This window comes from Streptomyces sp. NBC_00647, from assembly GCF_045207245.1.
Taxonomy (GTDB): Bacteria; Actinomycetota; Actinomycetes; order Streptomycetales; family Streptomycetaceae; genus Streptomyces.
Genome location: NZ_CP109040.1, coordinates 5,137,251 through 5,163,172, shown reverse-complemented (window position 1 = coordinate 5,163,172; position 25,922 = coordinate 5,137,251). Strand labels below are relative to the sequence as shown.

The following is a 25,922-nucleotide window of genomic DNA, read 5'->3' as shown; positions in this document are numbered from 1 at the left end:
CTCGCCGTGACCGTTTCCGCTGCGATGGTTTTCCTGACGCCGACCGCGGCGTCGGCGATCGCCTTGCCCGTACCTCTGGGCACAACCGCCGGCTACTCCGTTCTTTCGGGTCAGGGAGTCACCAACACAGGCAATTCGGTGCTCGCCCACGACCTCGGAACGCACCCGAACCCGTCCATCACCGGATTCCCGCCCGGCCTGGTGCAGGGCGCCGTGCACGCGGCGGACGCCAACGCCCTCCAGGCCAAGTCCGACCTGCTCGTGGCGTACAACAACGCCGCCGGCCAGGCGCAGGACTTCGCGCTTCCGGCGGGAATCGGCGGAGGCCCGGCGCTGCTTCCCGGCGTCTACCACGCCACCGCCGGTGTCGGCATCACCGGCGACTTGATCCTGGACGGTCAGGGCAGCTCCGACGCGGTCTGGGTGTTCCAGATTCCGGAATCCCTGACGACCGCGACCTCCAGCCGCATTCTCCTCACCAACGGCGCTTCGGCGTGCAACGTGTTCTGGCAGATCGGCCAAGACGCGTCGCTCGGCGTCACCACCAGCTTCGTGGGCACGCTCATGGCCGGGAACTCGATCACCGTGAACCAGGGAACGAACGTCGAGGGCCGGCTACTGGCCCAGGTAGGTTCTGTGACCCTCAACAACAACAGGATCTTCCTCGGCGGGTGCGCGGCTTCCACCACTGGTGGAACGACTGCGGGAACCACCACCGGCACGACGACCGGCACGACGACCGGCGCGACCACCGGTGGGGGGCTCCTTGGTGGAGGCCTCGTCAGTGGTGGCCTCATCACCGGTGGCGTCCTGGGCGGACCCCTCGTCTCGACCGGCGGCACCTCAGGCAACATCGCGGGCAACACGTCCGGAGTCACCGCCGGCAACACCTCCGGTAACACCGCGGGCAACACGGCCGGGAACACCACCGGCGGGAACACGGCCGGTAACACCACCGGTGGGCCCGGCGGCGGGCACGGCCATGCGCCGGGCCGGCCGGAGCACGGCGGTCACGGAAAGCCGGACCAAGGTGGTCACGGGAAGCCGGAGCACGGCGGTCACGGAAAGCCGGACCAAGGTGGTCACGGGAAGCCGGACCAGGGTGGTCACGGGAAGCCGGACCAGGGTGGTCACGGGAAGCCGGACCAGGGTGGTCACGGAAAGCCGGACCACGGCGGCAAGGTCGACGACGAGCAGTACGCCCACCACGGCAAGCCGGACCACGGCAAGCAGCCTGACGAGGACTACGGCTACGACGACGTGCCCAAGGGTTACGAGGGCGACCACCACTCCAAGAGCTACGAGGGCTAGGCAGCGCACTGCGGTCAGCCTGCTCACCGGATGACGGCGCGCGGCGGGATTCTCATCGAATCCGCCGCGCGCCGTCGGTGGCGATAGGCGCGGAACGCGGAGCGAGCAGCTGAAAATGAGAAAGACAGGGTGCTCGGTGTCGAGCGGAATTGACTCAGCGGATGTGAAGGCAGTTCAGCACTCCGGATCAGGTCCGGTCGCGCGGGAAGGTCCCGACGCTACGGACGCGACGCCCGCATTGCCGAAATGTGCCCGTGCGCTGAGAGCCGGGCTGCGCACTGCCGTCGTCCTGTGCCTGGCGGCGAGTGTCGTCCACGTGATTCTGGTGTTTCTTCATGTAGCGCCGACGAACACCCTGTCCAAGCGATACAGCCCGCAGATCAATGCGTGGGTGTTCCCCTTCTTCGAGCAGAATTGGCGGCTTTTCGCCCCGGACCCCGAATCCGTCAACCGGCAGATTCTGGTGAGAACCGCACACACCGAACGCGACGGATCGGTCCAGGCGAGTCCCTGGTTCGACCTGACCGCCGTGGACAGCTCTGCAGTCGAGCACCAAGTGTTCCCGAGCCACACGGCGCAGAACCTGCTGCGCCGTGCCTGGGCCGGTTACGTCGACTCGCACGGAGGCGACGACAAGGCGCATACGGAACGCGCCTTGATGATGCAGAAGTACCTGAGCAACATCGCCGCGGACCGGGTCGCCGCCCGCAGGGGCAGCACCTTCGACTTCGTTCAGCTCCGTGTCGTCACACGGCCGATCGCCGCGCCTGGCGCCGCGGCCGGCGATCGCCCGCCGAGGCCGGTCGAGAACCGGCTTCTGCCCTGGTGGAAGGTGACCCGCCATGCAAAGTGAGACGGACAAGGCCGCGCCCTTCGGCGCCGAGCGGTGGCTCGCGGACCGGATCACCGCCGCGTGGCACCTCCTGACCGGTAGGCCGGTGTCCCTGTACGCCGCGTCGGTGCTGCGCATCGGCTACGGGCTGCTCTACCTGATCTTTCTGCTGCGCGAGTTCCCGCACCGTGCCGAGATCTGGGGCCCCGACTCACCGTGGACGCCCGCCTTGGCACGCGAGCTCTTCGAGCAGACGGGATGGAGGAGCATCCTGACCCTGTCCGACAGCCGCGCCTACTTCGAGTTCTGCTACGTGCTCGCCCTTGTCACGTCCGCGCTGTTCCTGTTGGGCTGGCGAACCCGGGTCATGTCCGTCCTCTTCGCCGTCGTGGTGTGCTCGTTCCATGCCCGCGCGATCTTCATGACGGACGGGGGCGACAATCTGGTCCTGCTGATGTCCATCTACCTCGTCCTCACCGCGTGCGGCCGGCGCTGGTCCCTGGACGCGCGCAGAGCCCGACTGAAGGCGCCTCGTGCGGACAGCGCGCCGGAACCGGCAGGGAGCTGCCTCGCGCGGCAACTCCGCGAATCCCGCACCGCCTTGATCACCGCCGTGCACAACTGCGGCATGCTCGTCATCGCAGCGCAGGTCTGCCTTCTCTATGGATCAGCCGGCCTGTACAAGGTCCAGGGCCCTTCCTGGGGCGGCGGCACCGCTCTCCATTACGTCCTGAACCTCGAACTCTTCCGGCCCTGGCCCGCGCTCTCCCACTTCGTGGACGAACACACGCTGCTGATCGCGATCGCGGGCTACATGACCGTGCTCTTGCAGGTGGCCTTCCCGTTCGTGCTCTTCGGCCGGCTCAAGTACCCCGTTCTCGTCATGCTGCTGGGCATGCACTTCGGCATCGCGGTGCTCATGGGGCTGCCCCTCTTCTCCGGCGCGATGATCGTCGCGGACGCCGTATTCCTTCCCGACCGCTTCTACACCCTGCTGCCCCACCTCTGCCGACGTGCCGCGCAGCGCAGGAACGGCCGGCAGCCGGTACCCGAACGAGCGGCGGGATCCGGAACCGTACCTACGCAGGGCGGACCCGGCGCACTCGGTTCGAAGCATCGAGTCGTACTTCCGGCGGACCGGAAAGACGCCACGCTCGCCGCCGGGCCCACGTCCTCCCCAGTCCCCCCGGAAAGCAACTGAGTCACAAACTGAGCTGGGGTTACGTCTTCGCCTCACCGGTCGCTGTACCGCTGAGCCCGAACGCGGACTTCCACGTCTGGAAGCGGCTGCTTCGCGATGCGGGTGTCCGGGACGGGCGCCTCCATGACGCACGTCACACCGCGGCGACCGTGCTCTTGACCCTGAGACGGAATCCGAGACGGACAACGAAGAAGGGCCCCACCTTGCGGTGGGGCCCTTCGACATCGTTCATAGGCGTTCGCGTGGCAGCTCAGAGGGGGTACGCGTACAGCGGTGAACGCCAACGGCCATCGGCGCACTGGACAAGGACCAGGACAACGAAGGCCAACGCCTGGGGCAGGCACTCAAGCGCCGGTCGTAGACGATGCGGGTACCGGCTCGCACCGCGACGGCTTTCAAGACCGCTGCTGTACAGCAACCAGCGGTGACCACCGCGCAAGAACCCGAATCGCGTCGGCACCGCCTTTACTCCCGAAGCAACCCTGAAGTGCGCGACGCTGGCGTGGAAGCGAGTTCCACCGACTTGCGATGGGAGCACCTGAACGTCCCTGGTGGTACCGCCGTGCGCGATCGTTGTCACGCAGTCAGACACGCAGGATCTCAAGGGAACTCGCCTTACCAGTGGCCGTGGTGGTGCTTGCAGTGCCTGTCGTGTCCGTGACCCTTGATCTTGGTGGGGTCTGTGGCGGTGTGGCTGGTGGTGTCGCCGCCTCCGGTGACGGTCGCGGTGTTGGTGACGGTGCTCGGGGCCTTGCAGGAGACGTCCACCGTGAGGGTGAGCGCCGGATAGCTGCTACCGGACGCGAGGACGTCACTGCGGGTACAGGTCAGCGTGACCAGCGTGCACGTCCACCCGGTACCGCTCAACGACGTCGCGGTAAGCCCAGCCGGGAGAGTGTCGGTCACGGTGACGGTGGTGCCGTCGGTCGCGCCGGTCCCGTTGTTGCGGACCGTGAGCGTGTAGGAGCCGGACTGACCCCGCACGAAACTGCCACTGTGGCTCTTGCTGATCGCCAGCGTGGGCGGGCAGGCGCCGGTGATGGTCGTGGGATCGGTCGCGGTGTGAGTGGCGGTGTCCCCGCCGCCAGTGGCCGAGGCCGTGTTGGTGACCTGACCGGAGGCCGTACAGGCGACGTTGACCGTGAGGGTGAGCGCCGGATAGCTGCCACCGGACGCGAGGACGTCACTGCGGGTACAGGTCAGCGTGGCCAGCGTGCACGTCCACCCGGTACCGCTCAACGATGTCGCGGTAAGCCCAGCCGGGAGAGTGTCGGTCACGGTGACGACGGTGCCGTCGGTCGCGTCGATCCCGTCGTTGCCGACTGTGAGCGTGTAGGAGCCGGACTGACCCCGCACGAAACTGCCACTGTGGCTCTTGCCGATGGTCAAGCTCGGGCCAGGGAGGCCGTAGGAGATGGTCACCTGGCCGTTGTTGTTCGCCGTCCCGATCGTGGACGGCGCATAGTGTGTACCGGTGCTCGACGTGGTGGTGAAGCTGCTGCCCCCACCACCACCGCCGCCACCCGCCGAGGTGCCGTTGCTGTTGACGGCGCCGCTGCCGCCGCCCCCGCCGGCGAAGTACCCACCACCACCGCCCCCACCACCAGCGATGGCAGTGGCGGCGCAGCCGCCGTCGAAGCTGCCCCCGGTGCCACCGGTACCGACCGTGGCACCGGAGAACCCGCTCCCTGGCCCGCCGTTCGTGACCGCGCAGAATGGAACGCTGCCGGCGGCCCCGCCGGCCCCGCTGGTGCTGGTGCTGGTGCTGCCACCGCCCCCACCCTGCCCCGGCGAAGCCCCAGGGCCGGTGGCACTTCCCGCGGTACCGGCGGTGGCATCCGGCGTTGTCCCACCGCTGCCTCCGTTCCCTCCCGTAGAGCCCGCTCCGGTGCCGCCGGCGGCACCGCCGCCTCCGGCGACCACCAGCAAGGAGCCGCCCGTGCTGATGCTGGAGGCCCCGCCCCCACCCGGACCTTCAAAATGAAAACCACTGAGCGGAAAACTCCCACCTGGGGCGCCGCCGTTGAACCCACCGGCGCCCGGCGTCCCGGTGCCGTTGCAGCCTTTGCCACCGGTCCCGCCGACGTCGACGGTGAACGTTGTCGAGGAGGCGGTCAGCGGGAGGGTGGTCACCACCTGCGTCCCTGTCCCGCCCGTCCCCGTGACGGAACAGGGGGTGCCGGTGTTGTCGGCACCGCCGGCCCCGTCCGCGGTGATCGTCACGAGCATCCCCGCAGGGACCGTCAGGGTCTGCGGAGCGCCGGTGAAGGTGAAGGTCTGGCTGACCGGCGCGGCTGCCCGACTGCCGCTGCGATGACCGGCCGTCGGAGAGCCGGCAACGGCCGCCGGCACCCCCGCACCGGTGAGCACGGCACACACCGCTACGGTGGCGCCCATACGCCACCAACCCCGCCCCGGCCCGGCCGGCGATGCCGCTGAAGCCGACACTTGCCCCGCCCGACGACCAGTAACACGCCAGAGGCCCCGACCGCTCCAACTTTGAGATCTGTGAACGTCATTGGTCACAACACGCCGATCCTCTCTTGAAGCAATTCCCCGCTGCGCCAGAACACGACCCGGGGCGATAGAGCGACGACGCACAAAACACCGCCGCCGCGCAGCTAATAGAACCTGACAGAAGATCACAAAAGGTGGCGAAACGCCGCAATCCTCATCCCCGTGACCGTAGGCGCGTGCAGCACCACAACGCCGCTCGCCTGCTGGGAACTGTTGGCTCGCCCACCGATCGCGGGCGTGTCACCGTGCTCGGTCGTAGGCCAACCCGGCATCGTGCCGAGTGGCGACCAAGGCCGGCTTCTCCGTCGAAGGCACTATGCGCAGCGCGCTACTGCATGAAGACGGATGGCACGACCAGCATTTGCACGCCCTGGTCCAGGGCGACATCTGACTAATCCGGGTAGTCAGGCCACGGCCTGAAGCGGACGTCCGCCCCAGCGGATGCCCTTCTCGCTTCGGATGCGGGCGCGTTCCTTGCGTTCGGCGGCCAGGACGTCGCGTTGGCGTTACGCCAGCGTAAGCAGGCGTGCAGGGCCCGGGTCTGCGCGGTGTGGTTGCGGTGGTGGGAGTTGGCGATGGTGACTGCCGCAGCGGTCCGAAGTGGGCCCCGGGAAGCGGTCCACTGCTTCCTCGATGCGGTCGAGTTTGGCGTCGTGGTCGGGGTCCGGGGATTCCTTCCAGGCCTTGGTGCGCTGGAAGGTGATGCCGCGGCGGGCGAGCAGGCAACGTAATGCTTCGCGGCCGATCCGGAGGACCCGGTCGTGGACCTTGCGCAGGTAGGCGACGAGTTTCCGCAGCGACCAGCGGGTGAAGGGTTGTCCGAGCTTGGCCGGTCGGGTGGTGGCCGTCTGGATGACGAAGTCTTCGTCGTCAGAGCTGAGTTGGCGGGGACGGCCGCTCGCTGGAGAAGCAGCGCGACGAGGGTTCGGCGCAGCAGCCCGGCAAGCCGTTGACGGTCGAGAAGTGGCTCCTGCACTGGGTCGGGAACATCGCCAGGCCGGTCATCAGCGAGAACACCTACGACGGCTACGAGGTAGCGGTTCGCGTCCACCTCGTGCCAGGTCTCGGCAAGCACCGCATCGACCGCTTGGAGCCCGAACACCTGGAAAGCCTGTACCGCCGGACGCAGAGCAGCGGGAGCAAGGCCGGTACAGCTCACCAAGCACACCGCACCATCCGGACCGCCCTCGGTGAAGCGGCGCGGCGCGGTCACGTGGCGAAGAACGCCGCTGCGTTGGCGAAGCCGCCACGGATGGGAGAGGCGGAAGACGAGGTCGAGCCCAGGTCGAGCCCTACTCGCTGGAAGAGGTGCAGAGCCCGCTGCTCGAAGTAGACAAGCGCCGGAACAGCGCTCGCTGGATGCTGGCCCTGGCGCTCGGTCTGCGGCAGGGCGAGACGCTCGGTCTGCGCCGGTCCGACGTCGACCTGGACAACGAGTACCTCAAACTGCGCCGGAACCGTCTGCGCCCCAGGTACGAGCACGGATGCCCGGACGCCTCACCTGCGGCCGGAAGCCGGGGTACTGCCGGACCGGGTTCAGGTCCGGCGCGAGACCAAGAACACCAAATCCCGAGCGGGCCGCCGCGCGGTATCGCTGCCCGGCCCGCTGGTCGCCATGCTCCGCTCGCACGCGGAGTCACAAGCGCGCGAGCGCAAGACCGCGGGCCTCGGTGTCCCCGGCCCGGGTCATCGACCAGATCACGGGATGGGAGCCGGGCACGTCGGCCCGCATGCGGGCCGACGTGATCTCCACGTTCCGGACGCCATGCTCAAGGACGTCGCCCAGAAGATCGCCGATGCCATCTGGGGGCCCTCGGAACCTCTTGTGGACAAAAACCAGGACAACGAGGGCTGAGGACAACGAAGCAGGGCCCCACCTTGCGGTGGGGCCCTGCGACATCGTGCCCGGTGAGGCACTGGCGGAGGATACGAGATTCGAACTCGTGAGGGGTTGCCCCCAACACGCTTTCCAAGCGTGCGCCCTAGGCCACTAGGCGAATCCTCCGGGGCAAACAATACAAGACGTTGAGGAGTGCTCGCGAACTCGTTCCCACCCCCCACGATCCTGTACTCTTTGCGGAGCCCCTCACGTGGCGCTATCTGACTGAACTCCCCCAGGGCCGGAAGGCAGCAAGGGTAGGTTGGCTCTGGCGGGTGCGTGGGGGGCGCTTGCGTTTCCGGGACGGCCGCGGGGCCGGCCGGGGACGGGATACCGCCGGGGTCGCGCCCGGGATGCGCTCAGGGCGGTCCTTGATGTCAGTGGGCGCCTATAACCTCGTAAGCGTGTCGTCTCTCGCGCTGTACCGCCGCTATCGCCCGGAGTCGTTCGCCGAGGTCATCGGGCAGGAGCATGTCACCGACCCGTTGCAGCAGGCGCTGCGGAACAACCGGGTCAATCACGCGTACCTGTTCAGCGGTCCGCGCGGGTGCGGCAAGACCACGAGCGCGCGCATCCTTGCCCGCTGTCTGAACTGCGAGCAGGGGCCCACACCGACCCCCTGCGGGGAGTGCCAGTCCTGTCAGGACCTCGCCCGCAACGGCCGGGGCTCCATCGACGTCATCGAGATCGACGCGGCTTCGCACGGCGGTGTGGACGACGCCCGTGACCTGCGGGAAAAGGCCTTCTTCGGGCCCGCGAGCAGCCGGTACAAGATCTACATCATCGACGAGGCCCACATGGTCACGCCGGCCGGATTCAACGCGCTGCTGAAGGTCGTCGAGGAACCCCCGGAGCACCTCAAGTTCATCTTCGCCACGACCGAGCCCGAGAAGGTCATCGGGACGATCCGGTCGCGGACCCACCACTACCCGTTCCGGCTGGTGCCGCCCGGGACCCTGCGTGAATACCTGGGCGAGGTCTGCGGGCAGGAGGGCATTCCCGTCGCGGACGGCGTGCTTCCCCTGGTCGTACGGGCGGGAGCGGGCTCCGTGCGTGACTCCATGTCCGTGATGGACCAGCTGCTCGCGGGTGCCGCCGACGCCGGTGTGACGTACGCCATGGCGACCTCGCTGCTCGGGTACACGGACGGCTCGCTGCTGGACGCCGTCGTCGAGGCGTTCGCGGCGGGGGACGGCGCCGCCGCCTTCGAGGTGGTGGACACCGTCATCGAAGGCGGAAACGACCCGCGGCGGTTCGTCGCCGACCTGCTGGAGCGGTTGCGGGACCTGGTCATCCTGGCGGCCGTTCCGGACGCGGCGGAGAAGGGGCTCATCGACGCCCCGGTCAACGTGGTGGAGCGCATGCAGGCGCAGGCCGGGGTGTTCGGCGCCGCCGAGCTGAGCCGCGCCGCCGACCTCGTCAACGACGGGCTGACGGAGATGCGGGGAGCCACCTCACCGCGCCTCCAGCTCGAACTCATCTGCGCGCGCGTCCTGCTGCCCGCCGCCTATGGGGACGAGCGCTCCGTCATGGCCCGGCTCGACCGTATCGAGCGCGGGGTGCACTTCTCCGGCGGCGGAGCGGCGCCCGCCATGGGCTACGTGCCCGGGCCCGAGGCGCACGGCGCGGCGCCGGTCCCGCAGCCCGGACCGGCGGTTCCTCCGGGAGGCGGCCCCGCGGCGGCCCGTGCCGCGGCTCGCGGAGCAGGACAGGGAGCGGTGCAAGGGGGAGCCGGCGCGAGTGCCGGGGCCGTGCCGGGAGAGACACCCGGGACAGCCGCCCCCGTCGCGCCTGCGGCACCAGTCGTCCCCGTGGCACCCGCGGCGTCCGTGACTCCTCAGGCCGCTCCGGCGGGCCCGCCTGCCCACGCTCCCGCGGCGCCCGAGCAGCCCGCGGCCCCGGCCGGTGCTCCCACGGGGGCCGCGCCCGGTGCCTGGCCCACCGCGACGGCCGCCGGCAGCGGCCGGCGCCCCGGCGGCTGGCCGACGGCGACACCCGCGGGCGGCGGCCAGGCTCCGGCCCAGTCCGCTCCGGCCCCGGCCACCCCCCCTGCCCCGCCCGCCGCCGCCCCGGGAGCGCCCCAGACCCCGGCCGGGCCACCGGCGGCAGGTGGCCTCGACCCCCGCACGCTGTGGCCGAACATCCTGGAGGCGGTGAAGAACCGCCGCCGGTTCACCTGGATCCTGCTCAGCCAGAACGCCCAGGTGACGGCGTTCGACGGCACGACCCTCCAGATCGGCTTCGTGAACGCCGGTGCGCGGGACAACTTCGCGAGCAGCGGCAGCGAGGACGTGCTGCGGCAGGCGCTCGCGGAGCAGTTCAACGTGCAGTGGAAGGTCGAGGCGATCGTGGACGCCTCGGGCGGTCCGGTACCGCCGGCCGCTCCGGCGGGCTCCGGATTCGGCGGTGGAGCTGGTCACGGCGGCGGAGGAGGTGGCTACGGAGGCGGTGGCGCCGGTGGCTACGGCGGGTCTCCGGCCGGCCAGCGCCCCGCGCCCCAGCAGTCCTCGGCTCCGGCCTCGCAGCCCCCGGCCCCGCAGTCCGGCCCGTCCGCGGGCCACACCCAGGGCCGGGGCATGTCCGCGCCCGCGTCGGCCCCGCCCGCGGCATACGACCCGCCGCCGGTCGCCCCCGAGGACGACACCCCGGAGGACGACGACCCAGACCTGGACGAGTCCGCCCTCTCGGGCCACGACCTGATCGTCCGCGAGCTGGGGGCGACGGTGGTGGAGGAGTTCTCGAACGAGTGAGGGAGCGGGACCGGGACGCCGCTTCCCGACACGTCGGACCCCCGGGAAGCACCCTCGCGTGACGGGTCCCACCCCTCCGCCCGGCCCTTGCGGCCGTTCCTCGGGCCGCGGCTCCGGGAGGTCCGGGAGCCGCGCCGGGCGGGACGACCGGGCCGACCCGGGACCCGCTCACTCGACCAGGACCCGCTTACCCGACTGGGACCCGCTCACTCGACCAGGACCCGCTTACCCGACTGGGACCCGCTCACTCGACCGGGACCGCTCTCGGTACCGGACTCTGCCTTCAGGAACGGACTCCCCTTTGGGGTCGGGCCCCGCACCCGCCTTGGGACCGCCTCGCCTTCCGGATCGGACCTGCTCGGGATCGGACCTGCTCGGGATCTGACCTGCTCGGGTTCAGACCCGCTCGGGATCTGACTCGCTCGGGACCGGACCCGCCGTCGGGGAAGGGCACGCCCTCGGCCTGGGGCCGCGCTTCCAGGAGCGGCCTCGGCCGAGAGATGCCGCCCACGGGAGGGCCCCTCGGTGACGGTTCCCGGCGCCTCGGAGGCGGCCCGGTTTGGAGGATCGCACCAGCTCCGCGCCCCCCTCTCTTCGGAAGCCCCCACAAGGGCACCCTCGTGCGGCGGTTAGGCTGACCCCGTGAAGGTCCTTGTCATCGGTGGCGGCGCCCGCGAACACGCCCTGTGCCGCTCCCTGTCCCTCGACCCCGACGTCACCGCCCTGTACTGCGCCCCCGGTAACGCGGGGATCGCGGAGGTGGCGGAGCTGCACGCGGTCGACGCTCTCGACGGCACCGCCGTGGCCGCGCTGGCCACGGAGCTCGGCGCCGAGCTGGTGATCGTGGGCCCGGAGGCCCCGCTGGTCGCCGGTGTCGCCGACGCCGTGCGCGCGGCGGGCATCCCCTGCTTCGGCCCCTCCGAGGAGGCCGCGCAGCTGGAGGGCTCCAAGGCGTTCGCGAAGGACGTGATGGCGGGTGCCGGCGTCCCCACGGCACGCTCGTACGTCTGCGTGACGCCGGCGGAGGTCGAGGAGGCGCTCGACGCGTTCGGAGCGCCGTATGTCGTGAAGGACGACGGGCTGGCCGCCGGCAAGGGTGTCGTCGTGACCGACGACCTCGACGCGGCGCGCGCGCACGCCAACGCCTGCGACCGCGTCGTCATCGAGGAGTTCCTCGACGGCCCCGAGGTCTCCCTCTTCGCGATCACCGACGGCACGACCGTCGTCCCGCTCCAGCCCGCCCAGGACTTCAAGCGCGCGCTGGACGGCGACGAAGGCCCGAACACCGGCGGCATGGGCGCCTACTCGCCGCTGCCCTGGGCGGACCCGAAGCTCGTCGACGAGGTCATGGAGACCGTCCTCCAGCCGACCGTCGACGAACTGCGCCGCCGCGGCACACCGTTCGCCGGACTGCTGTACGCCGGTCTGGCGATCACCAGCCGTGGCGTGCGGGTCATCGAGTTCAACGCCCGCTTCGGCGACCCCGAGACCCAGGTCGTCCTCGCCCGTCTGAAGACCCCGCTCGCCGGTGTCCTGCTGGCGTCCGCGAACGGCACCCTCGCCGATCTCGAACCGCTGCGCTGGAGCGAGAAGGCCGCGGTCACCGTGGTCGTGGCCTCGCACAACTACCCGGACACCCCGCGCACCGGCGACCCGATCACCGGGCTCGACGACGTGGCCGCCGAGGACGCCCCGCACGCGTACGTCCTGCACGCCGGCACCCGGCACGAGGGCGGAGCGGTGGTGAGCGCGGGCGGTCGCGTGCTGTCCGTCACGGCGATCGGATCTGACCTCACCGAGGCCCGTGAGCGCGCCTACACGGCGGTCGCCCGCATCGGCCTCGAGGGTGCGCAGCACCGCACGGACATCGCCGCGAAGGCGGCGGCGGAGGCGTAGCCGGTCCCCATAGCATCACCGGGCCCCGGATTCCGTACGGAATCCGGGGCTCTGTCGTGAGGGAACCGGCCCCTTCCACCTGCGGGTTTCTGTACGGAACCGGGGGCCTGATCATGGCCCACCGTCATCCACCTTTCCCCAGAGCCATTCCATCGAGTGACCGATGCCCCAACCGGCTGACTAGGGCCGAGGCCCCAACTAGGGTGCGGCGAAAGCATTCCGGCACTTGGCCCACCGGCATTGCGATGTCGGTGGCGGGTGCCACAGTGGGGGAGTGAGCAACGCCAGGGCATCCGTCGGCACCGGCAGTGGAAAGGCCGGGGCCCGGCGGACAACAGGGGGTGACGTCCGGTCGTGACCGGTATGGGTGTGGGTGTGGAGGCGGGCGCGCAGACCGCGCGCTCCCGGGCTCTCGCTGTGCTGCGCATCCGCAGCAGGGCGCTGGCCGTCGCCCTGCTGCCCGCGGCCGCGGCCGTCGTGCTGCTCGTCGGTGGCTCCACCGGCCGTATCACCGGCGAGCCCTGGGGGACCGCGCGGTGGATCGTGACGGTCGTCGCCGTCGTCGTCCTTCTGGCGGCGGCGGGCATCGCGCTCGTCGTGGCCCGCGCCCGGCCCGCGATGAGCCCCACGGTCGCCGTCACCGAGGCATCGGCCCCCGATCTCTACCGGATGGTCCGTGACCTGGCCGACCGTCTCGACGTGCCGGCCCCCTCGGCGATAGCGCTCACCCCGGACTGCGACAGCTGGCTGGAGGACCGCACCCACCGGGCCCACGGCCGGTCCGCGTCGGGCAGCGGGGACGTGTCGGACCCCGCGGACGGCGGGCGGGGCGGCCTGGGAGTGCCCGGACTGACGAACCGTGCCCGCCGAGTCCCCGTCGCCCCCGTCCTCGTCATCGGCTCCCCCTTCCTGTGGTGGATGAGGGTCGGTGAGCTGCGGGCGGTCCTCGCCCCGGTCGTCGCCGGTACGGGCCCGTCGGCGCACCCGGACATAGCCGCGGCCCGCCGTTTCGTACGGGGCCTGGACGCGGCGGTTGCCGTGGCCTCGGCACCCGGCCGCGGCCCGCTGTCCCGCACGGTCCTGGCCGGTGTGGGCTGGGTGACCCGTCTCATGCTGCGCAGCTGCCGGGGCCATGCCGCCGAGATGGAGCGGGGGGTGGCGTCCGCGGCGGCCGAGCGCGCACAGGCTGTGGACTACGGCGTGCGTATCGTCGCCCAGGAACAGGTGGGTCTGGCGTACGCGGGCTGGGACCGTCTGCTGACCCGTGTCGCGCTGCCCGCCTGGCGCATGGGCCGCTGGCCCTCCCGGCTGGACGTGGGCGTCGTCGCGGCACTGACCGAGCTGTCCCGCCGCGACCGTCTGGCCGAGGGCTTCACCTCCCGCCTCGGCGAACGCCCCGCCTGCGACCTGCTCGAAGAGCCCGGCACCGTGGACGAGGCGGCTTCGCTGCTCGCCGCCCGCCTCTTCCACGGCGGTCCCGCCGAGGCCGGCCCCGACTGGGCGCCGGTCGACTGGCAGGACTACCCGGACGAGGTCGTCGACCGCAAGTGGCGTACGGACGCGGCCCGCCTCCACCGTGTCCTGGACGCGCTCGGCGTCCGGCACCCCGCCGACCCCGCGCTGCCCGAGGCGGACGGTCCGACGCTGGCCCGGGTGATGGACCATCTGACCTCGCCGACGGCGCACCTGCCCGCGCCGGCGGACGACAGGCTCGCCCCGGCCCCGGCTCCCGACCCGGATGCCGCCCTCGCCGCGCACCGCACGGAGGCGTACGGCGAGATGGGCATCGCCGAGAGCGACGACCCGGACCTCGCCGTGGGGAACGAAAGGTCGGCCGCTCTCGCGGCCCGGCTCACCGCGGAACTGGCCCGTGAGGAGGCGTCCGCCCCGGCGCCGCATCCGCCCGCCGGGGGCGCCGAGCAGCAGGGCCCCGACCACGCCCTCTGGGACGACGGGGTGCTTCCGCTGTTCCCCCTCCAACCGCCCCGGACCGGTCGCGAGCTGCTGGCCGACCACGTCACGGCGATGGTCTGCTGCGCGGCGATGGACACCGCAGGGGCGACCCCCGGACTCGACTGGCTGGACGGCCCGTCCCTCCTCGTCGCGGGGGAACGAGCCGCCGACCTCGGGCCCCGGGTCCTCACCCTGATAGAGACCGGTGATCCGGCACCCCTGCGGGACTGGCTCCGTCACCTCGGCGTCCGCCCGGAGAAACCGGTCCGCCTGGTCTGACGCCCTTCCGGCGGCCACCCCCCACTGTTCGCCGCTGCCTCCGCCCGGCGGAGGCAGCCGTTCCACTCACGTCAATTCGCGACGAACGGTGACGGACTGCGTGCGTAATGTGATGTGCTGGGACCGATCGCGCACGGCGCAAGGGCTTACCAGAACGACGGGGGCACCAGGGAGGGGAGCAGCCATGGGATCGGAGCAGATCCGCCGCTGGGAGTCGGGAGCACTCGCGCACGCCGTCACGGATCCCTTCGGCCAGGGTCCCGTTCCCTGGCTCCGCGGCAGTGAGACCTATTTCGACGACACCGGGCATGTCGTCCCCTGGTACCTGGACACCGACGCGGCCCAGCCGCCGCACCCGGCGACCGGTGCGTCCAGGATCCCGGGCCCGCGCTCCACCCCCGGCACCCGCGCGCGCTCCGGCACCGGAGGCCCCCGCTCCGCGGACGACGTCCACCGCCAGATCAAGGGCTTCACCGCCACGGGTGCCGCCGCTCCCGGCGAGTCCATCGACTTCCATGTCACCGTGGACCCGCCGCAGGAGTTCAGCGTCGACATCTACCGCATCGGCCACTACGGCGGGGACGGCGCCTGCAAGATCACCACGAGCCCCCGTCTCTCCGGCATCGTCCAGCCGCCGCCGCTCACGGCCGACCGCACGGTCTCCTGCCATCACTGGTGGCTGTCCTGGCGCCTCCAGATCCCGTCCTACTGGAGCGTCGGCGCCTATGTCGCCGTCCTCACCACCGCCGACGGCTACCGCTCGCACGTCCCCTTCACCGTCCGCAATCACCAGACGGCCGACCTCCTCCTGCTGCTCCCGGACATCACCTGGCAGGCGTACAACCTGTATCCGGAGGACGGCCACACCGGCGCCAGCCTCTACCACGCCTGGGACGAGAACGGCCGGCTGCTCGGCGAGGCCGACGCCGCGACGACCGTCTCCTTCGACCGCCCGTACGCGGGCGCGGGTCTCCCCCTCCATGTGGGCCACGCCTACGACTTCATCCGCTGGGCGGAGCGTTACGGCTACGACCTCGCGTACGCCGACGCCCGCGACCTGCACGCCGGACGCGTCGACCCCACCCGCTACCGCGGCCTGGTCTTCCCGGGCCACGACGAGTACTGGTCGCCGCAGATGCGCCGCACCACGGAACTCGCCCGCGAGCACGGCACCTCGCTCGTCTTCCTCTCCGCCAACACCATGTACTGGCAGGTGGAGTTGGGACCGTCCCCCTCGGGTGTCGCCGACCGGCTGCTGACCTGCCGGAAGCGCCGGGGTCCGGGCAGGCCCGCCCTGTGGCGCGAGATCGACCGTCCGGAGCAGCAGCTCATCGGCATCCAGTACGCGGGACGGGTTCCCGAGCCGCACCCCCTGATCGTCCGCAACGCCGACCACTGGCTGTGGGAGGCGACCGGCGCGCACGAGGGCGACGAAGTGGAGGGCATGGTCGCCGGCGAGGCGGACCGTTACTTCCCGCGCACCCCACTGCCGGAGCACCAGGGCCGGATCCTGCTCGCGCACTCCCCGTACCCGGACAGCGAGGGCACGCCCCGGCATCAGGAGACCTCGCTCTACCGGGCCCCGTCCGGCGCCCTGGTCTTCGCGTCCGGGACGTTCGCGTGGTCCCCGGCCCTCGATCGCCCCGGCCACGTGGATCCGCGTATCCAGCGGGCGACCGCCAATCTCCTCGACCGCATCTGCAAACACGACTGAGGAAGCTCCGCCGGGAGTTCCGCGACACACCGGTACTGCGGGCACCCGGGCCCGCTCGCCACGCCCCCTGTCCAAAGGTGCTCGGCCCGTACGGGAGAATCGAGCCATTCAGACAGAACCACGGGGAGGAACCGTGTCCGGATTCGTCGAAAAGCCCGAGCCCCTTCAGGTGCCGGGTCTGGTACATCTGCACACCGGCAAGGTGCGCGACCTGTACCAGAACGAGGCGGGCGACCTCGTGATGGTCGCCAGCGACCGCATCTCCGCCTACGACTGGGTTCTCCCCACCGAGATCCCCGACAAGGGCCGCACGCTCACCCAGCTCTCCCTGTGGTGGTTCGACCAGCTCTCCGAACTGGCGCCCAACCACGTGCTGAGCACCGAACTCCCGCCGGGCGCCCCCGCCGACTGGGCCGGCCGCACCCTGATCTGCAAGTCCCTGCGGATGACCCCGGTCGAGTGCGTCGCCCGCGGCTACCTGACCGGCTCGGGTCTCGTCGAGTACAACGAGACCCGCACCGTCTGCGGCCTCGCGCTGCCCGAGGGTCTCGTCGACGGCTCGGAACTCCCCGCGCCGATCTTCACCCCCGCCACCAAGGCCGCGGTCGGCGAACACGACGAGAACGTCTCGTACGAGGAGGTCGCCCGTCAGGTCGGCGCCGACACCGCCGCCGAACTGCGCCAGGCGACCCTCGCCATCTACAGCCGCGCCCGCGACATCGCCCGCGAGCGGGGCATCATCCTCGCGGACACGAAGTTCGAGTTCGGCTACGAGGGCGAGACCCTCGTCCTCGCCGACGAGGTGCTGACCCCCGACTCCTCGCGCTTCTGGCCCGCCGACGTGTGGGAGCCGGGCCACGCGCAGCCGTCCTTCGACAAGCAGTACGTCCGCGACTGGCTGACGTCCGCGGAATCCGGCTGGGACCGCAAGAGCGAGCAGCCGCCGCCCGCCCTGCCCGAGCACGTCGTGGAAGCCACCCGCGCCAAGTACATCGAGGCCTACGAGCGGCTGACGGGCATCCGCTGGTCCTGACCTCGTCACGGGCCCGGCCACCGGCCGGGCCCGGCAGCCACCCGAGCCGCGCGGCCCGAAGGGCTTCCCGCCGCGGCAGGCAGACACGAAGAAGCCCCCGACCTGAGGTCGGGGGCTTCTTTCCGGAGCGGACGACCAGGTTCGAACTGGCGACCTCAACCTTGGCAAGGTTGCGCTCTACCAACTGAGCTACGTCCGCATGCGCCGTGGCGCGACAGCCACTATACCCAACCTCGCTCCCTCGCGAGACGCACCGCCGCGTGCCGGTTCTCCGCCCCCAGCTTGGACGCGGCCGACGACAGATAGTTCCGCACGGTCCCCTGGGACAGCGCGGCCCGCTCCGCGATCTCCGCCACGGGTGCCCCGTCGGCCGCCAATTCGAGCACCTCGGCCTCGCGTGCGGTCAGCGGCGAGTCCCCGGCGGAGATCGCGTCGGCGGCCAACTCCGGGTCCACATAACGGTTTCCCGCGTGCACGGTACGGATGATCTCGGCAAGCCGCCGCGCACTGACCGTCTTCGGGACGAACCCGCGTACACCGGCCGCAAGCGCTCGCTTCAGATGCCCCGGCCGCCCGTGACTCGTCACGATCAGCACCTGGCAGCCCGGCAGTTCGGCCCGCAGGGATGTGGCCACGCTCACACCGTCCGCCCCCGGCATCTGAAGATCCAGGACGGCGACATCGGGCACATGCGCCCGCGCCATCGCCAGCGCCTCCGGCCCGGTCGCCGCCTCGGCCACCACGACCAGGTCGTCCTCCAGCCCGAGCAGCGCGGCCAGGGCTCCCCGGATCAGATGCTCGTCGTCGGCGAGCAGCAGCCGCACGGGAGGCTCGGGCGTCGAAGCGCCCGGCGGCACGGCCGTCATGGGGTGGCCTCCGTCGCCTGATGCGGAACGGACGGGAGGGGCGGCCGTTCTCCGTCGGGGGCGGGCGACAGCGGTACGTCCGCCGTCAGCCGGAACACTCCACCGCTCGCGCCGGCCCGCAGCACTCCGTCCACCTCCCCCAGTCGCTCCCGCAGTCCCACGAGTCCGGAGCCTCTCCTCGGTCCCGAGCCCTCGTCCGGCCCGGGACCCGGCTCCGTCCCGTCCGGCGCCCCGTCGTTCTCGACGGTGAGTGTCACCCGCTCCTCCGTCACCCGCAGGGCCAGCGCACAGCTTCTGGCGTCCCCGTGCCGCAGCACGTTCGTGGTCGCCTCCCGGACGACCCAGCCGAGCGCCGACTGGACCGGTGCGGGCAGATCCGCGGCCGTGCCGGTGATGACGCAGTCGATGCCCGCCGCGGTCAGCACGCCCTGCGCCCCGGCCAGTTCGGTGGTCAGGTCGGCGTCGCGGTATCCCCGTACGACCTCACGCACCTCCCGCTGGGACTCCCGGGCTATCCGCTGCACCTCGGTCATCTGGTCCACGGCCTCGGTGCGCCCTCGCCTGGCCAGCTGCACGGCGAGCTCGCTCTTGAGGGCGATCACCGCGAGGTTGCGGCCCATCACGTCGTGCAGATCGCGGCCGAAACGCAGCCGCTCCTCGGCGACGGCGAGCCGAGCGCGGGTCTCGCGGGCCTCGTCGAGTTCGTAGACGGCGTTGAGCAGCCAGACGGAGAAGGCCGCGGTGAAGGTGAGGAATCCGGCGGTGAGCAGGACGAGGAAGGCGGTGATCAGTGCGGCGGGGCCCGTGAAGCCGAGGGGCAGGGAGAGCGCGCCGGCACCCGCGGACGCGCCGAGCACGGCGTACGTCATCCGGCGTCTGTCGCGTGTCCCGAGCGCGAACGTGCCCGTGCCGAACGCCGTGACACCGACGAACAGGGAGGAGGCGACCAGGAACTCGCCGTCGTCGGCGGGGCGCCAGGGGGTGCCCGAGAGGACGGCCCCCACGACGGCCACCACGGCGGTGCCCACGGCCAGCGCGAGCAGCGTCCGCCCGATCTCCTTCCTGGCGCCGCGCGTCCGGTCCAGCGCTCGCGAGGCGGTTACCGCGCAGAGCACGGAGTGTCCGCACACCAGCAGGAAGAGGGTCCAGGACCGTGCCGTCGAGAGCTTCCCGAAGATCGGCAGCCCGATCGAGGCGGCCTCGATCACGGCGAAGAAGTGGAACGACCACCGTGTGTACGTCTCGACCTTCGCCGGTGTGCTCTTGCCGCGCCACCAGCCCGCCGGTCTGGTCATGCCCGCCCCCGCGTCCGTGGTCATCGCCGCGGCTCCCAGCGGAACCACCGGCGTACAGCAAACACCGCGATCACGGTCCAGGCCACCGCGGTGACGACGGCGCCCACGGTGTCGTGGGCGGAGAGGTGCCCGGTCCAGCCGCCGCGGATCAGGGTGATCACCGGGGTGAGGGGCAGCAGTTCGCAGAAGGAGGCCATGCCGTCGGGCAGCATCTCCAGGGGGACGAAAGTCCCTGAGCCGACCAGCGACACCAGGGTCAGGGGCACGGCCGCGACCTGGGCGCCCTCGATGCTCCTGCTGAAGCCGGCGGTGAGGGCAGCGAGCGCGGGCCAGGTGACGAGCGCCGACAGCAGCCCCAGCACGACGAGATGGGGTGCCCCGGGTGCTCCGACGCCGAGTGTCAGCCGGCAGGCGACGGCCAGGATCAGGCACTGGGCGAGACCGATCGCCACCGAGGGCAGCGCGGCGCCCGCGAGGATCTCCGTGTCCCGCAGTTCACCGGTGCGCAGCCGCTTGAGGACGAGTTCTTCGCGGCGGGCCGCGTACACGGTCACCAGGGAGCCGTAGACGGCGAAGAGGAGCGAGAAGCCGATCGAGGAGGGGAGCAGGATCGCGCCGACGGTGAGTCCGGTGCCCTTCAGGTCCATCTGGTCGACCGTCGAGCGGAGCGTGAACGGCAACGTCAGTGGCACGAACAGCGCTGCGGCCAGGGTCGCCTTGGTGCGGCCGAGCAGCGTCAGCTCGGCGCGTGCCAGCGCGACCGTCCGTCCCACGGTCGTGGTGCCGGCCGTGCCGGTCCCGGTCGTGACTGCCGTTCCGGTCATGCCGCTGTCCCCCTGTTCCGGGTGCCCGAGATCGGCCCCGCCGTCCTCGCGGCGGGTGGCCCCGCGGTCGTTGTCCGCTCGGAGCCCCGCGCGCCCGCCTCGCGCGCGATCCGCAGGAACGCCTCCTCCAGGGAGGCCGGGCGCACATCGAGCCCCCGCAGCTCGACCCGCGCCCGCTCGGCCCACACCAGCAGGGCGGTCGCCGTCCGTTGCAGCTCGTTGGTGCGCAGCTTGATCACACGGCCCGCCGTCTCATGGCAGCTCACCCCGAGTTCGGCCAGCGGGGGCAGGTCGCCGGGGAAGTAGCCGTCGGGCAGTTCGAAGGAGATGCGCGACGGCTGGGAGGCGGTGACCTCGGCCGGGGTGCCGATGGCCGCGATGGTTCCTTCGTGGAGGATCGCCAGCCGGTCGGCGAGTTCCTCCGCCTCTTCCAGATAGTGGGTGGTCAGCAGGACCGTGGTCCCGCCGTCGCGCAGCTCGCGCACCAACTCCCAGGTGCTCCGGCGGCCTTCCACGTCGAGTCCGGTCGTCGGCTCGTCGAGGAAGAGGATCTCGGGGCGGCCGAGCAGCGCGAGCGCCAGGTCCAGGCGCCGTTTCTCGCCCCCGGACAACTGCTTCACGCGTACGTCGGACCGGTGCGCGAGGCCGACCGGCTCCAGCGCCTGTTCGGTGGGCCGGGCTCCGCTGGTGCACGCCGCCCACATGCGGATGGTCTCCGCGACCGTCAGCTCGGAGGGGAAGCCGCCCTCCTGAAGCATCACACCGATGCGGGGCCGTACGGCCGCCCGGTGCGTGTAGGGATCGTGCCCGAGGACCCGTACGCGTCCGCCGGCCGGGGGAGCGAGACCCTCGATCAGCTCGACGGTGGATGTCTTTCCCGCGCCGTTGGTACCGAGGAGAGCGAACAGCTCACCGCGGCCCACGGAGAAGGTGACTCCGCGCACCGCTTCGAAATCTCTTCCGTCGCCCCCGTACACGCGCCGCAGATCAGTGACCTCGATCACGTCATCGTGCTCGTTCGTGTTCATGAAATCAGCGTCCCGGCGGACGGGTTCCGGCAGCAGTGCGCGGTGTCATCACTCCGCATGACAAATGTCAGACGGCACCCCGCGCGAGCGGACGGCGATACGAGGGAGGAAGTGGATAGCGAGCGGACATCCGCGCGCGGACGAAGATCCCGGGCCACGCGAACACGAGAAAGACCCCGGTCGACTGACCGGGGTCTTTGCTTCCTGGAGCGGACGACGAGGCTCGAACTCGCGACCTCAACCTTGGCAAGGTTGCGCTCTACCAACTGAGCTACGTCCGCATTGCCTCCGACCGGCTTTCACCGGTCGGCGCGAGCACCACCCTACCTGATCCACAAGAGCGGTAGGTAAGGGATGCGGAGCGGGTGACAGGAATTGCACACTGCGCCTTCCCCCTGGAAGGGGGATGTTCTACTACTGAACTACACCCGCACGACCCTGGGGTTCCGGCTTTCCGGCCGGGCCCCTCGGCGTGCTCCAGACTCTAGCTGATCTGCGGGGGGTCAGCGCAAGTCGGTTGTTCCGGGGGTCCGGTGGAGGGGTCGGTGGGCGCCCCGCGCGGGGCGCCGGCTCAGTGCGACTCGGCGAACGCCTCGTAGACCTTCTTGGGGATCCGGCCGCGCGGCGGCACGTCCATCTTGTTGGAGCGGGCCCAGGCGCGGACCGCGGCCGGGTCGGGCGTCAGTGCGGTGTGCGTGTACGCCTTCCCGGACTTCGACTGCTTGCGGCCGGCCTCGAGGTAGGGCTCGAGCGCCTTACGCAGTTTCTTGGCATTGGCTGGATTGAGGTCGATCTCGTACGACTTGCCGTCGAGTCCGAAGGCGATCGTCTCCGCCGCTTCCGAGCCGTCGATGTCGTCAAAGAGAGTGACCACGACACGCTGCGCCACGAATATCGGTCCCTTCGTGCGACACCTCTGCGACCAACGGTCATGACGTGCGCGGACGTCACGGAGTTGTCGGAGAGATGTCGACTGTCCGGCTGTTATTGAGCAAAGTATCGGCTATTGCCAATTCCTTTGTACAGTGCCCGGCATTGCATTGTGAAGCCCGACTAAATCCTTCCGCGTGTCCGAAGGCAATGGGGTCCTGCCGTTCTTCTGCGGTTTTTCCCAGGATTTTCCGTGCATGCCCCCGCGCCGATGCGGGATCGTGATCGGGGTCACGTAGGATTCTACGAATCTACGCGAGTAGAAATTTTGTGCGGGTAGTCTGAAGGGACCTGCTCAGCACCACACACCGGGAGTGCCAGTGGCACGCGTCGTAGTCGACGTCATGCTCAAGCCGGAGATCCTCGACCCCCAGGGCCAGGCGGTGCAGCGTGCACTGCCGCGCCTCGGTTTCGAAGGTGTCTCCGACGTCCGTCAGGGAAAGCGATTCGAACTGGAAGTGGACGGACCGGTGGACGACGCCGCGCTCGCCCGCATCCATGAACTGGCGGAATCCTTCCTCGCCAACACCGTGATCGAGGACTTCACCGTCAAGGTCGAGGAAGTCGCGGAGGCCGGAAAGTGACCGCTCGTATTGGAGTCGTCACCTTTCCGGGCAGCCTCGACGACCGCGACACGCAGCGCGCGATCAAGCTGGCCGGTGCCGAACCCGTCGCTCTCTGGCACAAGGACAAGGACCTCAAGCAGGTCGACGCCGTGGTGCTGCCCGGCGGTTTCTCGTACGGCGACTATCTGCGGGCGGGTGCCATCTCGCGCTTCTCGCCGGTGATGGAGACCGTCATCGAGCAGGCGAAGTCCGGAATGCCGGTTCTCGGCATCTGCAACGGCTTCCAGGTCCTCACCGAGGCGCACCTCCTCCCCGGCGCGATGCTCGGCAACAACCACCTCCACTTCATCTGCCGCGACCAGAAGCTGCGCGTGGAGAGCACGGGAACCGCCTGGACCGCCGACTACACGGCCGGCCAGGAGATCCACATCCCGCTGAAGAACATGGACGGGCGGTACGTCGCCGACGAGCACACGCTCGACATGCTGGAGGCCGAGGGCCGGGTCGCGTTCCGTTATCTGGACGTCAACCCGAACGGCTCGCTGCGCGACATCGCCGGCATCACGAACGAGGCGGGCAACGTCGTCGGTCTGATGCCGCACCCGGAGCACGCCGTCGAGCCGCTCGTCGGCTCCGGCCGCACCGACGGCCTCCCCTTCTTCACCTCGATCCTCAAGAAGCTGGTCAACGCATGAGCCGCACGCCTCTGGACACGGTCGAGAACGCGGCCGCGACCCCCGATGTCGAGCTGCCCTGGGCCGAACTGGGCCTGAAGAAGGACGAGTACGAGCGCGTCGTCGAGATCCTCGGCCGCCGGCCCACCGGCGCCGAGCTCGCGATGTACTCCGTGATGTGGTCCGAGCACTGCTCCTACAAGTCCTCGAAGGTGCACCTCCGCCAGTTCGGCGAGAAGGCCCCGCAGTCCGACGCGCTGCTCGTCGGCATCGGAGAGAACGCCGGTGTCGTCGACGTCGGCCAGGGCTACGCGGTCACCTTCAAGGTCGAGTCGCACAACCACCCGTCGTACGTCGAGCCCTACCAGGGCGCGGCCACCGGCGTCGGCGGCATCGTGCGCGACATCATCGCGATGGGCGCCCGTCCGGTCGCGGTCGTCGACCCGCTGCGTTTCGGCGCGGCCGACCACCCCGACACCAAGCGCGTCCTGCCGGGCGTCGTCGCGGGCATCGGCGGTTACGGCAACTGCCTGGGCCTGCCCAACATCGGCGGCGAGGTCGTCTTCGACGCCTGTTACCAGGGCAACCCGCTCGTCAACGCCGGCGCCATCGGCGTCATGCGGCACGAGGACATCCACCTCGCGAAGGCGTCCGGCACGGGCAACAAGGTCATCCTGTACGGGGCCCGCACGGGCGGCGACGGCATCGGCGGCGCGTCGATCCTCGCCTCGGAGACCTTCGACGACGCCAAGCCGTCGAAGCGTCCCGCCGTCCAGGTCGGTGACCCCTTCCAGGAGAAGCTCCTCATCGAGTGCACCCTGGAGGCCTTCGCCGAGAAGCTGGTCGTCGGCATCCAGGACCTCGGCGCGGCCGGTCTGTCCTGCGCCACCAGCGAGTTGGCGTCCAACGGCTCCGGCGGCATGCGCGTCACCCTGGACGACGTACCGCTGCGCGACTCCACGCTCTCGCCCGAGGAGATCCTCATGAGCGAGTCGCAGGAACGCATGTGCGCGGTCGTCGAGCCGGCGAAGGTCGACCGGTTCCTCGAGATCTGCGACAAGTGGGACGTCATCGCCACCGTCATCGGTGAGGTCACCGACGGCGACCGGCTGGAGATCTTCTGGCACGGCGGCAAGATCGTCGACGTCGACCCGCGCACGGTCGCGCACGACGGCCCGGTCTACGAGCGCCCCTACGCCCGCCCGTCCTGGCAGGACGCGCTCCAGGCCGACGACGCGAACAAGCTGCCCCGCCCGGCGACGGGCGAGGAGCTGAAGGACCAGGTCCTCCGGCTGGTGTCCTCCCCGAACCAGGCCTCCAAGTCCTGGATCACCTCCCAGTACGACCACTTCGTGCAGGGCAACACGGTGCTGGCCCAGCCCGAGGACTCGGGCATGATCCGCATCGACGAGGAGACCGGGCTCGGCGTCGCCATCGCGACCGACGGCAACGGCCGCTACGCCAAGCTCGACCCGTACACGGGCGCGCAGCTGGCCCTCGCCGAGGCGTATCGGAACGTCGCCACGACCGGTGCGAAGCCGCTCGCCGTCTCCGACTGCCTGAACTTCGGCTCGCCCGAGGACCCGGCCGTCATGTGGCAGTTCGCCGAGGCGATCCGTGGTCTGGCCGACGCCTGCCAGCAGCTGGGCACCCCGGTGACCGGCGGCAACGTCTCGCTGTACAACCAGACCGGCGAGGTCGCCATCCATCCGACTCCGGTCGTGGCCGTGCTGGGCGTCATCGACGACGTCGCCCGCCGCACCCCGGTCGCCTTCCAGGAAGAGGGCCAGCTCCTCTACCTGCTCGGCGACACCCGCGAGGAGTTCGGCGGCTCGGCCTGGTCGCAGGTCGTCCACGACCACCTCGGCGGTCTGCCGCCGAAGGTCGACCTGGAGCGCGAGCGGCTGCTCGCCGAGATCCTCATCTCGGCCTCCCGCGACGGCATGATCGACTCCGCGCACGACCTGTCCGACGGCGGTCTGATCCAGGCCGTGGTCGAGTCGGCGCTGCAGGGCGGCAAGGGCGCACGGCTGATCGTGCCCGACGGTCTCGACGCGTTCACCTTCCTCTTCTCGGAGTCGGCGGGCCGCGCGGTCGTCGCCGTCCCGCGCTCGGAGGAGCTCCGCTTCAACGACATGTGCGGTGCCCGGGGTCTGCCCGTCACCCGTATCGGTGTCGTCGACGGCACCGAGTCCGACGCGACCGCGGTGGTCGACGTCCAGGGCGCGTTCGTGCTCTCCCTGGCCGAGCTGCGCACGGCCCATGAGGGAACGATCCCCGCGCTGCTGGCATAACCCGAGGGTGTGTGCGAAGGCCCCGTCCGGATTCCGGGCGGGGCCTTCGCCTGTCCCGGCCGTCCGGAACCCGGCTCCGA

General features: G+C 70.6%; 17 protein-coding genes, 4 tRNA genes, 1 other RNA gene and 4 pseudogenes. 15 read left to right on the top strand and 11 right to left on the bottom strand.

The genetic code is table 11. The annotated features are described in order from the left end of the window. Positions 1–24: 24 nt before the first annotated feature. The 4 genes and pseudogenes from OG788_RS22615 to OG788_RS22600 form a co-directional block, all read left to right on the top strand. A complete protein-coding gene (locus OG788_RS22615; protein ID WP_406373035.1) occupies positions 25–1,311 on the top strand; it encodes an ice-binding family protein in 1,287 nt (428 codons plus the stop codon). Positions 1,312–1,426: 115 nt separating this feature from the next. Next, positions 1,427–2,164, top strand: a complete 738-nt coding sequence (locus OG788_RS22610) for a DUF5819 family protein (protein ID WP_406373034.1) — start codon at positions 1,427–1,429, stop codon at positions 2,162–2,164. Further along, entirely contained in the window at positions 2,154–3,344 is a 1,191-nt protein-coding gene (locus OG788_RS22605) for an HTTM domain-containing protein (RefSeq protein ID WP_406373033.1), read from the top strand. Before OG788_RS22610 ends, OG788_RS22605 begins: the two co-directional genes overlap by 11 nt. 14 nt (positions 3,345–3,358) lie before the next feature. After that, a pseudogene (locus OG788_RS22600) lies at positions 3,359–3,508 on the top strand (site-specific integrase); the annotation flags it as partial. A 451-nt stretch (positions 3,509–3,959) separates the two neighbouring features. Here the strand turns inward: OG788_RS22600 and OG788_RS22595 are convergent. Beyond that, the gene (locus OG788_RS22595) at positions 3,960–5,741 is read right to left on the bottom strand and encodes a hypothetical protein (RefSeq protein WP_406373031.1); all 1,782 of its coding nucleotides are present in this window, start codon (positions 5,739–5,741) and stop codon (positions 3,960–3,962) included. A 379-nt stretch (positions 5,742–6,120) separates the two neighbouring features. Between OG788_RS22595 and OG788_RS22590 the strand changes: the two are divergent. Continuing rightward, positions 6,121–6,252 (top strand): annotated as a pseudogene (locus OG788_RS22590) (GNAT family N-acetyltransferase); the annotation flags it as partial. A 13-nt stretch (positions 6,253–6,265) separates the two neighbouring features. Here OG788_RS22590 and OG788_RS22585 read toward each other — a convergent pair. Next, positions 6,266–6,763: pseudogene (locus OG788_RS22585) on the bottom strand (IS630 family transposase); the annotation flags it as partial. On the opposite strand from OG788_RS22585, the pseudogene OG788_RS22580 reads away from it, so the two are divergent. Next, positions 6,757–7,716: pseudogene (locus tag OG788_RS22580) on the top strand (site-specific integrase); the annotation flags it as partial. The pseudogenes OG788_RS22585 and OG788_RS22580 overlap by 7 nt on opposite strands. 62 nt (positions 7,717–7,778) lie before the next feature. Here OG788_RS22580 and OG788_RS22575 read toward each other — a convergent pair. Next, positions 7,779–7,866 (bottom strand) — tRNA-Ser (locus OG788_RS22575). Positions 7,867–7,938: 72 nt separating this feature from the next. Here OG788_RS22575 and ffs point away from each other — a divergent pair. The 6 genes from ffs (at position 7,939) to OG788_RS22545 (ending at position 17,365) form a co-directional block, all read left to right on the top strand. Then, positions 7,939–8,037: signal recognition particle sRNA small type (ffs, locus tag OG788_RS22570), an RNA gene on the top strand. Positions 8,038–8,144: 107 nt separating this feature from the next. After that, positions 8,145–10,490 (top strand): DNA polymerase III subunit gamma and tau, encoded by a 2,346-nt coding sequence (locus OG788_RS22565; protein WP_406373029.1) that lies wholly within the window; start codon positions 8,145–8,147, stop codon positions 10,488–10,490. Positions 10,491–11,132: 642 nt separating this feature from the next. Further along, positions 11,133–12,386: a phosphoribosylamine--glycine ligase gene (purD, locus tag OG788_RS22560; protein ID WP_406373027.1), complete on the top strand. Its 1,254-nt coding sequence runs from the start codon at positions 11,133–11,135 to the stop codon at positions 12,384–12,386. A 363-nt stretch (positions 12,387–12,749) separates the two neighbouring features. After that, the gene (locus tag OG788_RS22555; RefSeq protein ID WP_406376817.1) at positions 12,750–14,618 is read left to right on the top strand and encodes a hypothetical protein; all 1,869 of its coding nucleotides are present in this window, start codon (positions 12,750–12,752) and stop codon (positions 14,616–14,618) included. Positions 14,619–14,802: 184 nt separating this feature from the next. Further along, the gene (locus tag OG788_RS22550) at positions 14,803–16,332 is read left to right on the top strand and encodes a N,N-dimethylformamidase beta subunit family domain-containing protein (protein WP_406373025.1); all 1,530 of its coding nucleotides are present in this window, start codon (positions 14,803–14,805) and stop codon (positions 16,330–16,332) included. A 133-nt stretch (positions 16,333–16,465) separates the two neighbouring features. Continuing rightward, positions 16,466–17,365: a phosphoribosylaminoimidazolesuccinocarboxamide synthase gene (locus OG788_RS22545; protein ID WP_266760335.1), complete on the top strand. Its 900-nt coding sequence runs from the start codon at positions 16,466–16,468 to the stop codon at positions 17,363–17,365. A 126-nt stretch (positions 17,366–17,491) separates the two neighbouring features. On the opposite strand, the gene OG788_RS22540 is transcribed toward OG788_RS22545, so the two are convergent. From OG788_RS22540 to OG788_RS22505, 8 genes are all read right to left on the bottom strand, one after another. Then, positions 17,492–17,564 (bottom strand) — tRNA-Gly (locus OG788_RS22540). A 22-nt stretch (positions 17,565–17,586) separates the two neighbouring features. Beyond that, on the bottom strand, positions 17,587–18,231 hold the full coding sequence (locus tag OG788_RS22535) for a response regulator (protein ID WP_406373023.1): 645 nt from the start codon (positions 18,229–18,231) through the stop codon (positions 17,587–17,589). Continuing rightward, on the bottom strand, positions 18,228–19,526 hold the full coding sequence (locus OG788_RS22530) for a sensor histidine kinase (RefSeq protein WP_406376816.1): 1,299 nt from the start codon (positions 19,524–19,526) through the stop codon (positions 18,228–18,230). The genes OG788_RS22535 and OG788_RS22530 overlap by 4 nt, the downstream gene beginning before the upstream one ends. Positions 19,527–19,546: 20 nt before the next feature. Next, complete coding sequence (locus OG788_RS22525) at positions 19,547–20,350, bottom strand: ABC transporter permease (protein WP_406373021.1); 804 nt, start codon at positions 20,348–20,350, stop codon at positions 19,547–19,549. Next, complete coding sequence (locus tag OG788_RS22520; RefSeq protein ID WP_406373019.1) at positions 20,347–21,378, bottom strand: ABC transporter ATP-binding protein; 1,032 nt, start codon at positions 21,376–21,378, stop codon at positions 20,347–20,349. Before OG788_RS22520 ends, OG788_RS22525 begins: the two co-directional genes overlap by 4 nt. A gap of 205 nt (positions 21,379–21,583) precedes the next feature. Then, positions 21,584–21,659 (bottom strand) — tRNA-Gly (locus tag OG788_RS22515). 79 nt (positions 21,660–21,738) lie between these two features. After that, positions 21,739–21,810 (bottom strand) — tRNA-Gly (locus OG788_RS22510). Positions 21,811–21,949: 139 nt separating this feature from the next. Continuing rightward, positions 21,950–22,267, bottom strand: coding sequence for an Lsr2 family protein (locus OG788_RS22505; RefSeq protein ID WP_351548671.1), 318 nt, complete (start codon positions 22,265–22,267; stop codon positions 21,950–21,952). 361 nt (positions 22,268–22,628) lie between these two features. Between OG788_RS22505 and purS the strand changes: the two genes are divergently transcribed. Genes purS through purL form a run of 3 tightly spaced genes read left to right on the top strand, consistent with a single transcriptional unit; the run spans position 22,629 to position 25,842 of the window. Beyond that, positions 22,629–22,892: a phosphoribosylformylglycinamidine synthase subunit PurS gene (gene purS / locus OG788_RS22500; RefSeq protein ID WP_005482678.1), complete on the top strand. Its 264-nt coding sequence runs from the start codon at positions 22,629–22,631 to the stop codon at positions 22,890–22,892. Beyond that, complete coding sequence (gene purQ / locus OG788_RS22495; RefSeq protein WP_406373018.1) at positions 22,889–23,569, top strand: phosphoribosylformylglycinamidine synthase subunit PurQ; 681 nt, start codon at positions 22,889–22,891, stop codon at positions 23,567–23,569. Before purS ends, purQ begins: the two co-directional genes overlap by 4 nt. Next, on the top strand, positions 23,566–25,842 hold the full coding sequence (gene purL / locus OG788_RS22490; RefSeq protein ID WP_406373017.1) for a phosphoribosylformylglycinamidine synthase subunit PurL: 2,277 nt from the start codon (positions 23,566–23,568) through the stop codon (positions 25,840–25,842). The genes purQ and purL overlap by 4 nt, the downstream gene beginning before the upstream one ends. Positions 25,843–25,922 lie beyond the last annotated feature (80 nt).

What these genes read in the sequence shown, in the direction of transcription:
- OG788_RS22615 (WP_406373035.1), top strand. Translation starts at nt 25, where the DNA reads ATGGTTTTCCTGACGCCGACCGCGGCGTCGGCGATCGCCTTGCCCGTA.
- OG788_RS22605 (WP_406373033.1), top strand. Translation starts at nt 2,154, where the DNA reads ATGCAAAGTGAGACGGACAAGGCCGCGCCCTTCGGCGCCGAGCGGTGG.
- OG788_RS22520 (WP_406373019.1), bottom strand. Translation starts at nt 21,378, where the DNA reads ATGAACACGAACGAGCACGATGACGTGATCGAGGTCACTGATCTGCGG.
- OG788_RS22555 (WP_406376817.1), top strand. Translation starts at nt 12,750, where the DNA reads ATGGGTGTGGGTGTGGAGGCGGGCGCGCAGACCGCGCGCTCCCGGGCT.
- OG788_RS22550 (WP_406373025.1), top strand. Translation starts at nt 14,803, where the DNA reads ATGGGATCGGAGCAGATCCGCCGCTGGGAGTCGGGAGCACTCGCGCAC.
- OG788_RS22530 (WP_406376816.1), bottom strand. Translation starts at nt 19,526, where the DNA reads ATGACCAGACCGGCGGGCTGGTGGCGCGGCAAGAGCACACCGGCGAAG.
- purL (WP_406373017.1), top strand. Translation starts at nt 23,566, where the DNA reads ATGAGCCGCACGCCTCTGGACACGGTCGAGAACGCGGCCGCGACCCCC.
- OG788_RS22525 (WP_406373021.1), bottom strand. Translation starts at nt 20,350, where the DNA reads ATGACCGGAACGGCAGTCACGACCGGGACCGGCACGGCCGGCACCACG.
- OG788_RS22595 (WP_406373031.1), bottom strand. Translation starts at nt 5,741, where the DNA reads ATGGGCGCCACCGTAGCGGTGTGTGCCGTGCTCACCGGTGCGGGGGTG.
- OG788_RS22535 (WP_406373023.1), bottom strand. Translation starts at nt 18,231, where the DNA reads ATGACGGCCGTGCCGCCGGGCGCTTCGACGCCCGAGCCTCCCGTGCGG.
- OG788_RS22610 (WP_406373034.1), top strand. Translation starts at nt 1,427, where the DNA reads ATGAGAAAGACAGGGTGCTCGGTGTCGAGCGGAATTGACTCAGCGGAT.